The 15056-nt window shown below is 65.3% G+C and carries 13 protein-coding genes; 3 read left to right on the plus strand and 10 right to left on the minus strand.

Annotated elements, in window-relative coordinates; all coding sequences use genetic code 11:
• Position 1 precedes the first annotated feature (1 nt).
• Together N0B28_RS23205 and N0B28_RS23210 are read right to left on the minus strand one after the other, a co-directional pair.
• The gene (locus N0B28_RS23205; protein ID WP_043861873.1) at positions 2 to 1009 is read right to left on the minus strand and encodes a response regulator; all 1008 of its coding nucleotides are present in this window, start codon (positions 1007 to 1009) and stop codon (positions 2 to 4) included.
• A 56-nt stretch (positions 1010 to 1065) separates the two neighbouring features.
• Entirely contained in the window at positions 1066 to 1977 is a 912-nt protein-coding gene (locus N0B28_RS23210) for a LysR substrate-binding domain-containing protein (RefSeq protein ID WP_275729061.1), read from the minus strand.
• 98 nt (positions 1978 to 2075) lie between these two features.
• Here N0B28_RS23210 and N0B28_RS23215 point away from each other — a divergent pair, with 98 nt between their 5' ends.
• A complete protein-coding gene (locus N0B28_RS23215; RefSeq protein ID WP_275729064.1) occupies positions 2076 to 2981 on the plus strand; it encodes a DMT family transporter in 906 nt (301 codons plus the stop codon).
• On the opposite strand, the gene N0B28_RS23220 is transcribed toward N0B28_RS23215, so the two are convergent.
• From N0B28_RS23220 to N0B28_RS23240, 5 genes are read right to left on the minus strand one after another with little or no spacing between them, the layout of a single operon-like run.
• Positions 2911 to 3984, minus strand: coding sequence for a DUF6708 domain-containing protein (locus tag N0B28_RS23220; protein WP_275729066.1), 1074 nt, complete (start codon positions 3982 to 3984; stop codon positions 2911 to 2913). The genes N0B28_RS23215 and N0B28_RS23220 overlap by 71 nt on opposite strands.
• A gap of 4 nt (positions 3985 to 3988) precedes the next feature.
• Positions 3989 to 4300, minus strand: coding sequence for a hypothetical protein (locus tag N0B28_RS23225; RefSeq protein WP_043861876.1), 312 nt, complete (start codon positions 4298 to 4300; stop codon positions 3989 to 3991).
• A gap of 28 nt (positions 4301 to 4328) precedes the next feature.
• Entirely contained in the window at positions 4329 to 5126 is a 798-nt protein-coding gene (locus N0B28_RS23230; RefSeq protein WP_043861877.1) for a nucleotidyltransferase domain-containing protein, read from the minus strand.
• 50 nt (positions 5127 to 5176) lie between these two features.
• Entirely contained in the window at positions 5177 to 6391 is a 1215-nt protein-coding gene (locus N0B28_RS23235) for an RtcB family protein (protein WP_275729071.1), read from the minus strand.
• 45 nt (positions 6392 to 6436) lie between these two features.
• The gene (locus N0B28_RS23240; RefSeq protein WP_058541911.1) at positions 6437 to 7582 is read right to left on the minus strand and encodes a slipin family protein; all 1146 of its coding nucleotides are present in this window, start codon (positions 7580 to 7582) and stop codon (positions 6437 to 6439) included.
• Positions 7583 to 8193: 611 nt separating this feature from the next.
• Between N0B28_RS23240 and rtcR the strand changes: the two genes are divergently transcribed.
• Together rtcR and N0B28_RS23250 are read left to right on the plus strand one after the other, a co-directional pair.
• Positions 8194 to 9777, plus strand: coding sequence for an RNA repair transcriptional activator RtcR (gene rtcR, locus N0B28_RS23245; protein ID WP_043861879.1), 1584 nt, complete (start codon positions 8194 to 8196; stop codon positions 9775 to 9777).
• Between the two features lie 85 nt (positions 9778 to 9862).
• Positions 9863 to 10948 carry a dienelactone hydrolase family protein gene (locus N0B28_RS23250; protein ID WP_275729078.1) on the plus strand — a complete coding sequence of 362 codons (1086 nt, stop codon included), beginning with the start codon at positions 9863 to 9865 and terminating at the stop codon, positions 10946 to 10948.
• 243 nt (positions 10949 to 11191) lie between these two features.
• Here the strand turns inward: N0B28_RS23250 and N0B28_RS23255 are convergent, their stop codons facing one another.
• Genes N0B28_RS23255 through N0B28_RS23265 form a run of 3 tightly spaced genes read right to left on the minus strand, consistent with a single transcriptional unit; the run spans position 11192 to position 14959 of the window.
• Positions 11192 to 12400, minus strand: a complete 1209-nt coding sequence (locus tag N0B28_RS23255; RefSeq protein ID WP_043861881.1) for an SGNH/GDSL hydrolase family protein — start codon at positions 12398 to 12400, stop codon at positions 11192 to 11194.
• 2 nt (positions 12401 to 12402) lie between these two features.
• The gene (locus N0B28_RS23260) at positions 12403 to 13569 is read right to left on the minus strand and encodes an SGNH family hydrolase (protein ID WP_054916419.1); all 1167 of its coding nucleotides are present in this window, start codon (positions 13567 to 13569) and stop codon (positions 12403 to 12405) included.
• Positions 13556 to 14959: an MBOAT family O-acyltransferase gene (locus N0B28_RS23265; RefSeq protein WP_043861883.1), complete on the minus strand. Its 1404-nt coding sequence runs from the start codon at positions 14957 to 14959 to the stop codon at positions 13556 to 13558. Before N0B28_RS23265 ends, N0B28_RS23260 begins: the two co-directional genes overlap by 14 nt.
• Between the last annotated feature and the right edge of the window lie 97 nt (positions 14960 to 15056).

The following is a 15056-nucleotide window of genomic DNA, read 5'->3' on the forward strand; positions in this document are numbered from 1 at the left end:
CTCAGTTCATCAGGTAGGCAAGTTTATGGGTCAAGCGCTCGATGGAGTCTTCGGTGAACAGCAACAGCAGGTCGAAACGGATATCGTGCCCTTCCAGGCTGTAGCTGATCTCGACCGCCAGGGTTTTCTGCCAGCGTTGGCCGTTGACCTGGATAAGCTCGTCGATGGTGCCGTGCTGCCCGAGGATCTGCGGGTGGCCCTGGGAGAACACCACGTCGATCTGCTCGGCAATGCTGCTCAGGCACGCACCGATCAATACGCTGGAGAAGTCCAGCAACAGCTCCATGTCGGAATACTCGATGCTCTGGTGGCGCATCAGCTTGGCCATGTCGGCGATTTCCGAATCGTGGAACATCAGCAGGGCCTCGCCGGCGATGCCGCTGCCGATGAAGCCCTGGCAGATTGCCGTGAGCCGCTGGCTGCTGCCCGCGTCGGCCAGCGCCATGTGCAACTCGCCCACCTCGAAGAGGTTGACGCTGGGCACCGGCAACTGCACGAACACGCCCAGCACCTTGGCGATCAGGGCTGCGGCGCGGCCGATGGCGACGTTGACCGTTTCGCTGAACACCTCGCGAAAGCCGATGACGGCAGTCGCCGCGCCGGCCAGCGGTGTCGCCGAGCGCTCACCCAACAGCCCCAGCTGGGCCAGCAGGCGGCGCAGCTCGTCCTGGTCGAAGGGTTTTTTCAGAAACGCCAGCGCGCCCAGGTCCAGCACCCGGCGCACGGCCTCTTCCTGCACATCGCCCGAGATCACGATGACCTTGGGGCTCAGGCCTTCGTCACGCAGCGCAGCCAGCACCTGGTAGCCATCCATGGTGGGCATGGTCAGGTCCAGCAGCACCACCTGGCCCAGGCCGCGGCGTATGGCGTCCATGGCCTGGCGCCCGTCGCTGGCCTCGGTAACCGTTACCGGCCAGTTGGCGGGCAGCGCGCGCAGGACCTGCTTGCGGGCCACCATGGAGTCATCGCACACCAGCAAGGACATCGTTGACACAGACGGGGCGCTCATCGAGTGAATATCAATATAAAAAGTAATGGCATCATGCCATGATCCGACGCCAGGTTCTACGTACCCGCGGCGTCAGCGGTGCTGAGCGAATCCACTTGCACATTCCCTGCCAGGCCATCGCGCAGCATCTGCACGAATGCCTCCCGCGCCGGATGTCGCCCCGCCCCCTCGTGCCAGTAGAACAGGTTGTTGACCGCCTTCAGGTCGGCGAACTCGTGCCCGATCCACCCTGCGCCCTGGCGGTACTGCTCGTAGATGCCGCGCGGCACCAGTGACACCCCGGTGCCGGCGCTGACGCAGCTGACAATCGCACCGTAGCTGCCGATGCCCACGATGGGCAGCTTGTGCCCCTGGGCCTGCAGCCAGTGCTCCAGTGCAGCCCGATACGGACAGCCTTCAGGCCACATGAATACGGCCTTGCCCACCAGGTCCGCGGCGCTGCGCAGCGGCCCCAGTGACGGTGCGCCGATCAGCAGCAGGTCTTCCTGGTACATCAGGGTGCGGCGCAGGTGCGGGCGCTCGACATCCACCGCCACGATCGCACCATCGAGACGGTGGTTGAGCACATCGTCGAGCATCTGCGACCAGGTGCCGGTGCTCAGCTCCAGCGTCACCTCGGGATAGCGCGCATGGTACTGCGCCAGAAACCGCGGCAGGCGCCCGCTGGCCGAGGACTCGATGGCTCCGATGCGCAAGCGTCCGGATGGTTTGGCGGACGGCGCCAGCGCCTGCCTGGAGGCCTCGGCCAGGGCCAGCATCTGCGTGGCATAGGGCAAGAAGGTTTCTCCCGCCGGACTGATCACCAGCCCGCGCCCGCGGCGATGGAACAACGGCACGCCCAGCTCGGCCTCCAGCGCCTTGATCCGCGCCGTGATGTTGGACGGCACGTAGTGCAGCACCTCGGCCGCACGGGCAATGCTGCCGGTGTCGTGGACGGTCTTGAACATGCGGATCTGCATCAGCTCCATACATCACCCAAAGTGAACGATTGGCTCAGTATAAGTCGATTGTAGTGAGCAGTAGGCGTTCCGATACTGAGCGCACCCGCCCTTCGGAAGCCCACCCCATGACCCGCCCCAGCTCACTGAAAATTGCCTGCGCCGTACTCTTCGTGCTGCTGTGCTGGGCCTACTCGCCCACCGGCATCCGCCTGGGCTTGCAGGGCTATGCGCCCACGCATCTGGCGCTGGCGCGCTTTATCGTGGCGTCGCTGTTCATGGCGGTCATCGCGCTGCTGCGCGGCATCGCCCTGCCCCGGCTCAGGGACGCGCCCACCCTGCTGTTGCTTGGCCTGTTCGCGGTCAGCCTGCACCATGTGGCCATCAACTACGGCCAGCGTGGGGTCAGCGCCGGGGCGGCCAGTGTGCTGGCGCAGTCCACGCCGCTGTTCAGCCTGCTGATCGCGCACTGGGTGTTCAAGCAGGTGGCCGGGGCCTGGCATTGGGGCTGCCTGCTGCTGGGCATGGCCGGCGCGGTGATCGTGGTGGCCGGCGATCGCGGGCTCGGTCAGTTCGACCCGCACGGGTTGCTGATTCTGGTGGCGGCATTGTCGTGGAGCATCTATTTCGCCCTGCAGAAACACCACGGCCACCGCTACGACGCGCTGACCATCACCTGCTACACCGTATGGTCGGGCACTGCATTGCTGATGGTGTACCTGCCGGGGCTGCTCGACGACCTGGGCCACGCGCCGTCCCAGGCCAACACTGCGGTGCTGGTGCTGGGGGTATTCCCCAGCGCGCTGGCCTACCTGGCCTGGGCCTGGGTACTGCGCCACTGCGAGGTCACCCGGGTGACCCTGGCGCTGTACCTGATACCCGCCTTCGCCATGCTGATCGCCGCAGCGCTGCTGGGCGAGCGGCCCTCGGCTTCGGTGATGCTGGGCGGGCCGTTGGTGCTGATCAGCGTGCTGGCGCTGAACCTGAGGCCGCCTCGGCTGCCGGTTCAGCCGGGTCGCCAAACTTCACATTGAAGTAGTCGAGCAGGGTCTGGCCACGACGCAAGGTACTGCGCACCTCTTCGCTCTGCGCCAGCAGTTCGGCGCTGGGCCTGGCATGCTGTTCAGCCGGCAGCGGCGTAGACCACGCCTTCACTTCAGGAGGTATGCCCGCCTTGGGCCGGTTGTTGACCCAGTGCGAGATATGGCACGGCAAGGTCCAGCCGCCGAAGGCCTGCACAAACAGAAAGCCAAACCAGTGCTGCCACCACGGGAAGTTGTCGCGATAGCCCTGGCGGGCCATGTGGAAGAACGCCACGGTGCCCTCCTCGAACTCTTCATCGGGCGCTGGCGGCAGGCTCGCCGGGCCCTCTTCCATGTACACCCGGATCGCTTCCCATTCGGCAATCGCCGCGCCCAGGTGGCCGCTGGGCACGTTGATCCACAGCACATTGCCGGTGTCGGCCTGACGCAGGCAGAACATCAGGTTGAAGGCGGGCAGCACGGCGTACTCGGTGACGGTGTGCCCCGCGCTGACGCAGGCGATCACCGACTCCCACGGCACGAAGATCGGCGCCGCGCCCCGGGTGGGCACGAACGCCACCTCCCGGCGCTGGCGGTTGAAGCGTATCGGCGGGTGAATCGTCACCTCGCGCATCACCCGCCAGAACATCCCCGCATACAGCAACGACAGGCAGGCGATGAAGCCCCAGATGAACCCGTTGGCCATGAAGTCGGAGAAGGTGCTCCAGAACGGCTCCACATGGCGGCGTGCCCAGGAGCCGAGCAAGGCAGTGAGCATGAAGCAGGTAACCACGCCCATCACCGAGGCGATGCCGCAGCGCGCCATGAACTCGAAGTTGCCCTGGCCGATGGCAAAGTCCAGGTACACCTCGTTGGATTCGCGGTGCAGGTTGCGGCTGCTGTAGGCCGGCATGCCGGTGGGGATCGGCAGGGGCGAGAGGTAGACGATCTCGGTGCCGGCCACCCGCTCGAAGTCACCGGCGTGGGGCAGGCGTTCGTATTTGCTGTCGGTCATCGAGCTATTCCTCTTCCAGCGTCAATGGCCGCGCCATGTCTTTGATCCAGTGCCACAGGATGTAGAAGATGGGGCTTGCGCAGCAGACGCCGATCAACAGCAGCCCGACAGCATTGTTGAGCAACTGGCGCGGGTTGCACTCCAGGGGGCCGCTGTTGCCCTTGCCCATGCGCACACAGCCATGCTCCGGATAGGCCATGACATAGGCGCCCCAGGCAAACAGCGCGGCCAGCAGGGCGAACAGCAGCATCAGGCCCACCTCGGTATCGCGATTGCCCAGGCGCTCCCAGCGTTGCGCCAGCCGCAGGTTCAGCATGCGTCGACATCCTTGTTCATACAGGCTCCTATGAAAAACGGCGCACAGTATCACGCAAATAGTCGTCGAGCAGTTTTACATCGCCGTGGGGCCTGGGCAGTGCCGGGGCGGCTCCCCCTCGTGCCAGCTCGCTCTCGATGAACTGGTGCAGCAGTACGCGGCGAGGCCCGTAATCGGCTTCGCTGGCGATGCGTTTGACGCGAAGCAGCTCGTCCAGGTCGGCCAGCAGCAGCGGGTCGTGCAGGGTCGCCTCCACCAGTTGGGCGAACGCGGTGGGCGGCATGCCCAGGCCCTGTTCGATCCAGCGCACCGCCAGCAACGGGCGCAATACGTAGAGGTACTTCTTCAGGCGCACCTCTTCGCCCTGCAGGTAGATGCGAAAGTTCTTGGTAGCCATCGACAGGTAGTGGTGAAACGCCGCCTGCGGCGAATGGAACTGTCTGGCCAGGCCGCGCAAGGCTTGCAGCGCCCCCGGCTCGGCGCGGTACACCAGCGGCGAGTCGAGCCATTCGAGCAGGGTCGGGTTGGCATTGCGCAGCAGGCGCAGGGTCTTGCGCAGCTCCCAGCCACTGATGTCGAGTTCGTCGGTGAGCGGGCGCTCGATCACGTCGCGTGGCTCGTCGATGCGCAGGTACCAGTCCTGGCGGTGCACGTAGATGAAGCGCACGTCGAAGTCGCTGTCGGTGGAGGCAAAACCCCAGGCGCGGCTGCCGGATTCGCAGGCGTAGAGCACGCGCACGTCATGCTCGCGCTCGATGCGTTGCAGTTCTTCGAGTACCCAGCTGCGCATCGCACTGGGCAGGGGGTGACGGTCTTCCATGTTCATGTTCGAATCCTCGTTGTACCCCTTCGCCGGCACGGCCGGCGAAGAGGCCATCAGCCTTTCACACACACCACCTGACGCAACGTGTGCACCACTTCCACCAGCTCGCGCTGCGCCGCCATCACCGCATCGATGTCCTTGTAGGCCATCGGGATCTCGTCGATCACGTCCTTGTCCTTGCGGCACTCCACATGCGCGGTGGCGCGCACCTGGTCCTCAAGGGTGAAGGCCTGTTTGGCCCGGGTACGGCTCATGACCCGCCCGGCACCGTGGCTGCAGGAGCAGAACGATTCCTCGTTGCCCAGGCCGCGCACGATGAAACTCTTGGCGCCCATCGAGCCCGGAATGATCCCCAACTGGCCCTTCTGTGCCGACACCGCGCCCTTGCGCGTCACCAGGATCTCCTGGCCGAAGTGCTGCTCTTTCTGCACGTAGTTGTGGTGGCAGTTGACCCCCTGCAGGTTGGCCTCGAACGGCTTGCGGATGAGCTGGCGCGTTGCCTCGATCACCGCGTGCATCATCAGCGCACGGTTCTGCCGGGCAAAGTCCTGGGCCCACTCCACCGCCTGGACGTAGTCGTCGAAATGTCGGCTGCCTTCCTCGAAATACGCCAGTTCCTTGTCCGGCAGGTTGGCGATGTGCTGGCGCATGTCGGCCTTGGCCAGCTCGATGAACAGGTTGCCGATGGCATTGCCCACGCCCCGCGAGCCGCTGTGCAGCATGAACCACACGCGGTCGGCCTCATCCAGGCACACCTCGATGAAGTGGTTGCCGCCGCCCAGGGTGCCCAGGTGCTGGCGATTATTGGTCTTCTGCAGTTGCGGGTACTTGTCGGTGATCGCCTTGAAACGCCCGGCCAGGGCCGACCACGCCTGATCGGCGGCGGTCGGTACGTGGTTCCACGCGCCCTGGTCGCGCCGGCCGAAGGTCTTGCCGTGGGGCACTGCCTTCTCGATGGCGCTGCGCAGCCCTTGCAGGTTGTCGGGCAGGTCGGCCGCCACCAGCGAGGTGCGCGCCGCGATCATGCCGCAGCCGATGTCCACGCCCACCGCCGCCGGGATGATCGCGCCCAGGGTCGGGATCACGCTGCCAATGGTCGAGCCCTTGCCCACGTGCACATCGGGCATCACGGCCAGGTGCTTGAAGATGAACGGCAGGCGCGCGGTGTTCATCAGTTGCTGGCGTGCGTCCTCGTCCACCGGCACGCCCTGTGTCCAGAGCTTGATCGGTTTGCCGTTGGCCACTTCGAGGATGTTCATGTGTTTCATCTCAATTGTCCTTGTAGCCCGCCAGGCCCGAAGGCCTGGCAGGTGTCATGCGGTTTTCAGGCTGACCAGCCCATTCAACACCTGATCCAGCCCGCCGAATACCGAAATCCGGTCGATGCGCTCGGCCACCCGCTCCAGGGTTTCCAGCTCCTTCAGGCGCAGGGCCGTCGGGTTGTCTTCCATGACCTTGGCGGTGTTGAGCAGCGAACGGGTCGCCGAGGTTTCCTCGCGGCGCCGGATCACGTTGGCCTGGGCCGCCTTCTCCGCCTCCACCACTTGCGCCAGCAGGGTCTTCATTTCACCCGGCAGAATGATGTCGCGCACGCCCAGGCCGCTGACCTCGATGCCGCTGCCCACCAGTTTCTCGGCCAGGTACTGGCTGACGGTGTCGTCGATCAGTTGCTTGTTCTCCAGCAGCTCGTCGAGGGTACGCGTGCCCACGGCCGCACGCAGGCCGAACTGCACCTCGCGGTACAGGTGTTCCAGCGGTTTGCTGAGGCTGGCGAAAGCCATCAGCACGTCGCTGTAGCGCCAGTTGGCCGCCAGGTTCAGGCGCAGGCTGACCTTGTCGCGGGTGAGGATCTCCTGGCCGCTGACCTCCAGCGACTGGATGCGCATGTCGACCATATCGACACTCACCTGGCGGTTGAAGCGCCAGAAGCCGTACTGACCGGCCGGCAGCAGCTCGACCACCGCACCATCGACCTTGAGCACGCCCACATGGAAGGCCGGCACCGGCGCCAGCAGCACCGCATCCAGCCCGGCCAGGGTGCGACCGCGCAGCTTGGGCTGGCCGAGCTGGCCGAGCAGGGTCGGCTCCAGGCGATAGCTGTGGGTCAGGTCGATGCGCTGCAGGGTCTGCGCGCTCTGGCCCTTCCAGTACAACTGGCGGCTGCCCGGTGGCAGCAGTTCCGCCAGTGCGCCATCCTCGAAACGCAGGCCCACTTCGTGTTCGGCCAGGTCCATGCGCTCGAAGTACTGATCCACCACCGCCGGCTCGCTCTGGCGCAGGTAGCCGGCCAGGCGGTGCTCGAAGCGCGGGGTGTTGAGGCTGAAGGTTTCCACCGTCAGCCGGTTATGCAGGTCAAGGCGCTGATGCACGCCCGGTTCCAGGATCGACACGAAGTCGCCCTCGCAGAACAGCAGGCCGCGTTCGTTCTTTTTCACGATGAAGCGCTTGAGCAGTTTCATTCTGTATTTCCCTTTCAATGAATTCCGTGGTGCCGGTGCTGCCGGTACGCCGAGCGCTGCAGGTGGGGCCCGGGGGGAGGTGCACGCGTCGGGACATCAGAGTCCTTTGCCGACCGAGTCCTTCGGTCCGACGTTGCGCCTTGCCCCGGGCCCGGCCAGCAGGCCGGGCGTACCAGCGGTGGCGGGGGCGTCCTTCGCGACAGTCAGCCATCCTGGCTGCAAGTGCGTTGCCCTCGCCTCACCGGCGGGTGTTACGGGTACAGCTACCGTGGAGGGTATGTAACGAGTTCTAGGCTCGTTGGCGGCCCCATCCGGGGTTGCGCCAGCGACCGGTCGTTGCGGCGGCGGCATGCACGACACCAACACCAGGGGTGGGCTCGTGCACCGGTGGGGTTGTGAACCCCGACCCGTTGGCCTGCTTGGCGATGCGGTCGAAAGTGTTATTGCGAGGGGCGTGCCAGGTTTTGTTAAAGCACTAGAATTTATTTTCAACTCATTGATTTATAAGTGTTTTATTTTCATCTTCGCTAAATCAATCTGCGCACTAGGCAAATGCTTGAGGGCTTTTATGTATACTTTTATCTCTTCATTTATCCAAAAAGATAAACAGCATGCACAAGCGCAGCGTTGCCATCGGCTTCATCGGTACCACCCTCGACCGCAACGGAAAGGGTGCCGCGCGCTGGAACAAGTGGCGGCCCACCGTCGCGCTGTGCCAGCAGCCGGATCTTTCGATCGACCGCCTGGAGCTGATTCACGGCAAGAGCGAACGTGATCTGGGCCTGGCCGAGCGCCTGCGCGAGGATGTACTCAGCGTGTCGCCCCACACCGAGGTGCGCCTGCACCGCCTGGCACTGCACAACCCGTGGGATTTCGAAGAGATGTACGGCGCGCTGCATGACTTCGCCAGCAGCTACCACTTCGACACCGAGCACGAGGACTACCTGGTGCACATCACCACCGGCACCCACGTTGCGCAGATCTGCTGGTTTCTGCTGACCGAGGCGCGCTACCTGCCGGCGCGGCTGGTGCAGACCTCGCCGGCGCGCGGCAAGGAAGAAGAGCGTGACCCGGCCGGCACCAGCACGCTGATCGACCTCGACCTGTCGCGCTATGACCATATCGCTTCGCGCTTTCAGCGCGAGCAGGCGCACAGCCTGGCGTTTCTCAAGGCCGGCATCGCTACGCGCAACGTGGCGTTCAACCACTCCATCGAGCAGATCGAGCGCGTCGCCCTGCGCTCCACCGCCCCGATGCTGCTGGTGGGGCCGACCGGTGCCGGCAAGTCGTTCCTGGCCCGGCGCATCCATGAACTCAAGCGCACGCGCCACCAGCTGGAGGGCCGCTTCGTCGAAGTGAACTGCGCCACGCTGCGCGGCGACGGCGCCATGTCGAGCCTGTTCGGGCATATCAAGGGCGCCTTCACGGGAGCACAGAACGCCCGCGACGGCCTGCTGCGCGCCGCCGACGGCGGCATGCTGTTTCTCGACGAAATCGGCGAACTGGGCGCCGACGAACAGGCCATGCTGCTCAAGGCCATCGAAGAGAAGCGCTTCTTCCCGATGGGCGCAGACAACGAGGTGCAAAGCGACTTCCAGCTGATCGCCGGCACCCACCGCGACCTGCGCAAGCAGGTAGCCGAAGGGCTGTTTCGCGAAGACCTGTATGCGCGCATCAACCTGTGGACCTTCGAACTGCCGGGGCTGGCCGGGCGGCGCGAAGACATCGAGCCGAACATCGATTTCGAACTGCAGCGCCACGCCCGCGAACAGGGCCGCAACGTGCGCTTCAACCTTGAAGCCAAACGCCAGTACCTGGCGTTCGCCCATTCACCGCAAGCACGCTGGGCCGGCAACTTTCGCGAGCTGTCGGCCTCGATCACGCGCATGGCGACCCTGGCCGACAGCGGACGCATCGACGAGCCCCTGGTCAGTGAAGAGATCACCCGGCTGCAACGGGCCTGGGGGGTTGCGGCGCCCACCGAGCCGTTGCTTGAAGGGCGTGAGCTGGACCTGTTCGACCGCCTGCAACTGGAGGCCGTGCTGCGGGTGTGTCGCGATGCCCGCTCGCTGTCCGACGCAGGGCGCCAGCTGTTTGCGGTGTCGCGCCAGGACAAGGAAAAACCCAACGATGCCGACCGCCTGCGCAAATACCTGGCGCGCTTCGAACTGGACTGGAACCAGCTGCGCAGCTGAGCTGCCATGCTAGAATCCGCGCCCCGGCCGTATTGGCCGGCACACTTTCCCTTCCACCGAAAAAGGACTCTCGGTCTTGTCGTTCATGACATCTCCTCGTCTGCACCTTGCCACCCTCAGCCTGTTCACCGCCCTGAGCCTTACCGCCACCGCCAGCTTCGCCGACGAAGACGAGGCCGTTGCCAAGGGCCGCTGGCAGGGCCTGGCCGGCATGGCCAACCTCTACCTGAACGATGCCGACGCACAGGAATTCATCGATGCCGGCGACAAGGAGAAAAGCGAGCACGACAACATGGCTGGCGCCCTGGCCTATTACCTGACGGCCGCACGCCTGGACCCGAAGAACGCCTATGCGTCCTACCAGGCCGGCGCCGCCCTGGCCTCGATGGAGAAGTTCGATCTGGCTGGCGACCTGCTCGACCAGGCCCGCGAGCGCGGTTTCTGGCAGGCCGTGATCCTGCGTGACGACGACGAGCTGGAGGGCATGAAGGACGCACCGGCCTACAAGAAACTGCTGCAGAGCGCCGAGGCCAACTACGCCAAACAGGCCAAGGATGCCGGTGCGGCGGCGTTCAGCATCCCCGAAGGCGAGGCCCCGGCCGGCGGCTGGCCGGTAGTGGTGTGGTTGTCCGGCTACGGCACCGAAGGCAGCAAGGGCATTCGCATGCGTGAAGAGCTGGTGGGCGAACGCGCCGTACTGGTGGGTGTGAACGGCACGCTCAAGCGCGACGAGGGCCAGTTCATGTGGCAGCAACACTCGGTCGAGCCGACCGAGAAAGCCGTGGCGGCCGCGCTCAAGGCCCTGGAAAAGCAGACCCGCATCGACCGCTCGAACGTGGCGTTGATCGGCTTTTCCCAGGGCGCCGAACATGCGGCGCACCTGATCGCCGAATACCCGCAGCATTACAGCGGCGCGGTACTGCTGTCGCCGGGCGGCTTTCGCATTCCATTCGCCGTGCAGAAGGCCAAGGACAAGCGCATCGTGATCGTGCACGGCGCCAAGGAGCATTCGAGCAACCTGGAACTGACCGCAACCACGCAGAAGGCGTTCGAAGGCAGCAACCCGGTGCAAAGCCACGAACACCTGGCCGGGCACACCTTCCAGGATGACTGGGAAACGGCGTATCGCGGCTACCTCGATTACGCGTTGGGGCTGACCCCGGCGGGCTGACTACAGCGCGGCTTTCGCTAGCAAGGCTGGCTCCTGCAGGGTTGGGATAAACGGCAGGAGTCAGCCTTGCTGACGAAGAACCCTTCGAGATCTGTCCAAAAGTCCTACAGCAGGCCCCAAAAAACCATTCTATGCTTGCACCTGAGTTCGACGCCCCTGTGGCTCGAAGCTGGGGGGCTGTTATCGATGCACCGGGGCGCCGCAAGCCAATCCCGACACCGATACAGCCCCTCTTTTTTTGCCTCAGCGCAGCCCCAACTGCCCCCGCAGGTAGTCATACAGCCCCGACGCACTCTTGCGATAGCCATCGGCCGTCAGGTGCACCAGGTCGCCTCGCGCCAGCCCCTCTGCCTGCCACCGCGCAATCGAGCACTCCCCGCCCATGTAGGCCTGCCAGTCCCAGAACAGCACGTTGGCCTGGCGTGCCACCTGGCGCTGGATCTGCACCACCTGCGGCAACGACTGCGGGCGCCGCGTCGCGCAGGTGCGCGCACCACGCTGCTTGATCGAGTCCGAAGGCCCCACCAGCAGGATCACTGCCCGTGGCTGCACCCGCTTGAGCTGGGCCACGGTACGGCGCAACTGGTCACGGTACTTGGCCATGTCCAGGGTGTTGTCGAACGCCTCGTTGGTGCCATAGGCCAGAATGATCAGGTCCGGGCGCAGGGCCTTGAGGTTTTCCTGCCAGCCAGCCTGCCATTTGTCCTGCACCTCCAGCCGCGCACCATTGATGCCCAGGGCCGAATAGGTCACCCCGGCGTTCTTCTGGCCCTGGATGTACCAGCCACCCAGCACCGTGCCCGGGTGGGCATTCAGGCTCATGTCCACCGGCAGGCTGATGCTGTTGAGCGGCGGGCTGAAGCGCCACTGCCCGTTGCTTGCGGCCAGCATCACGCGGCGCGCCGCGTTCTGCCCGCCACGGGCGGTAAGGCTGCTGTTCTCCCGCGCCTGGTACAGGGCCGAGATACGGTAGCGCTGGGCACTGGGTTCGCGCGCCTCCAGGCGCACGCTCGGGTTTGCTGCCAGCGGTACCGACAGGTAGCCCCCCAGCGGGAACTGGGTGCTTTGCTGGTTGCGCGCCGACACCAGCTCCCACTGGCGCCTGGCCGTCTTGAGGATCAGGTTGTCGTAGCGCGTGCCAGGTACCGGTGTCGCCGCCACAAAGCCTATGCCGCCATCGCCGTACTGCGACTGCAGCAAGCGACGCATCTCGCCGCTGAACAGGTCGGCGGCAGTGTGCGAATCTCCGAATTGCACGATATTGACCGGTGTGCGACTGGAGGTGCGCAGCTTGCCGGCCAGCACCGCAAGGTTGCCGTCACGGCTGCCGGTCGCCTTCTGCTGCACGGCGAGGGGGCGCGCGGCCGGCGCGTTGACCGCCGCCACCGGGCTGCAGCCCGGCAGCGCGCAGATAAGCGCCGCCAGCACCAGGATGTTGTGCGCTCGGCGCATGCTCAGTGTCCCGTTACGGTCAGGCCCGGGAAGGCGATCATCGACAGTACCTGCTCGGCGATCAGCTTCTGGCCCGTGGTGGTGAAGTGGATGCCGTCGTCGACACGGGTCTTGACCCGTTTGCCCTGGCTGTTCTGCAGGGTATAGGAGAACTCGTCGGCCTGGTAACCGAGCACGCCGTTGGCCGACACGTAATGCTGCTGGTACAGCTGCGCCTGGCTTTCATACAGCCCGCTGAGATAGGCCATGGCCGTCGACAACCTGGGCTTTTGCATGTTGGGCGGGCCGACCCAGATCACCTGCACATTGTGAGCGCGGGCCTCGTCCAGGATCCGGTCGATGCGCTTGCGGTACAGCGCCTCCCACTCAGGCGATTTGAAACGCAGGAACGGCTTGCCCTTGGACTCGGGCATGTCCCACGGGTCGTTCGGACCCAGGAACACCACCATCAGGCGGATGTTGGGGTGATTCTGCAGCGTGTCGGACACCGTCTGCGGCCAGTTGAAAAAACCGGGGTACGCCAGGCCCGTGCTCTGGCGGCTGAGGTTGACGCTCTTGATCTGGTAGCGCTTGAGCAAGGTGTTGGCCAGGTGCGGCGCCACGCCCTGCATCAGCGAGTCGCCCACCAGGAACACTTCGTCGCCAGCCGCCAGGCTCACGGCCTTGGGCGGCTGCCCCGGCACCAGCGGTTGCGCCGCCACCTTGACCGGTTGCGCGGCGGGCGCCTGCGCCACAACCGGCGGCACTGTCGCTGGCTGCACTGCAGGGGGCCTGGCCGCAGGTGTCGGCGCCACCACCGGTACCTTGGCAGGCGCCGGCGCCTTGGCATGCGGCTGCGCCAGGTCGACCAGCACCACCGGCATACTGGGCGGCAGCTCGACCGTCGGCACGCCCTCGGCCTGGGCCAGCAGCGTCTGGCGCTCCAGGCTGTCGATGAAGCTGCTGCGCGCATCCCCCAGGGCCTGGGTCAGGTTGCCGCCCAGGCGCCACGCCTGGCTCTGCCCTACCCAGGGCAGCTCGCAGCTCTGGTGGTACTTCTGCTGGCAGTACAGGCTGATGGAGTTCTGGTTCAGCCAGAACAGCAGCAAGGTGGTGACCAGGATCGCGTACAGCACCTTGGCCGCGCCCATTTGCGTCTTGAACAGCTGACCGGTACTAGAAGCTTGCATAGATGAACCCCGGCACGCCCGATTGCGAAGCGAAGATGACCAACGACACGAACAACCCCAGCGGGATCGGGTAGAGCTGCCAGGGCAGCCGGCTGCTGGCGGCAAAACCCTGGCGCAGCAGCGCCAGCACCTGCGGGTACACCGCGATGTACAGCACGCAGCCCAGCAACAGCAGGCCGGTGGGGCTCAACAGCCCGCCCAGGCTCAGGCCGGCGATGCCACCGAGCATGTCCAGCGCATCATCCAGGCTCGCGCAGCGAAAGAAGATCCAGGCGAAGGCGACGTAGTGGAAGGTCAGCAGGCGCGCCAGCACATCCGCGCCCGGCCAGCGCATCGGTTGTGGCAGCACGTAGGTGGAGGCCTTGTACAGCGCCAGCCCCACGCCGTGCAGCGCCCCCCAGATGATGAAGTTGAGGCTCGCGCCGTGCCACAGGCCGGAAACCAGCATCGCCAGCAGCATGTTCAGGTTGCCGCGCCACACGCCCTGGCGGTTGCCGCCCAGCGGGATGTACACGTAGTCGCGAATGAAGGTCGACAGGCTGATGTGCCAGCGCCCCCAGAACTCCTTGAGGTTGCGGGCCGCGTAGGGCGCATTGAAGTTGGCCGGCAGGCGAAAGCCCAGCAGCAGCGCCACGCCGGTCACCAGGTTGGTGTAGCCGCTGAAGTTCAGGTAGATCAGCAGGCTGTAGCCGTACACGCTCAGCAGCAGTTGCTCGGCGCTGAAGCCGCTTGGGGTCTCGAACACCGGGTCGACCCACTCGCTGCCCAGCCAGGCACTGAAGAAGAACAGCTTGACCACCGCCAGCGCAATCAGCCCCAGCGCCCGCTGCGGCTCCAGCACCTGGCGGATCTGCGCCGGGCGAATCTGCGGCAGCATGTGCGCGGCGCGGTTGACCGGGCCGGCCACCAGGCTGGGGAAGAAGGCCAGGTACAGGGCCAGGTCCAGCGGCGCGGCCGGGGCCATTTCACCGCGGTTGATCGACACCAGGTAGCTGACCGAATGGAAGGTGTAGAACGACAGCCCGATCGGCAGCAGCACCTCCAGCACCGGCAGCGAGACGTCCAGGCCCAGGTCGGCCAGCGCGGCCTGCACACCCCCCACGAAGAATTCCTGGTACTTGAAGACATAGAAGCAGCCCAGCACCAGCAGCAACACCATCAGGTAGGTGAAGCGCCGTCCGGGATGTCGCGCGCTGAACAGCCCCAGCAGGTAGACCAGCAGGGTGTAGCCGAGCAGGATGTACAGCGAATCGAGGCTGAAGCTTGCGACCAGCGCATAGCTGCCCGCCAGCAGCAGGACGTTCTGCAGGCGAACGCTCCAGCAAAGGCTCCAGTAGACCGCGAAAAACAGAGTGAAGCAGAGGCCGAACTCGATCGAAAGAAAGCTCACAACGTAGTCCATTACGCGACATGGAAGGGGGGACCCTGACCCGGATACAACCCGCGGCGCAGAGCGGGCGCGATTATGGCAGACAGCAGTGAGCCCC

The organism is Pseudomonas sp. SD17-1, from assembly GCF_029201585.1.
GTDB classification, from domain to species: Bacteria; Pseudomonadota; Gammaproteobacteria; order Pseudomonadales; family Pseudomonadaceae; genus Aquipseudomonas; species Aquipseudomonas palmensis.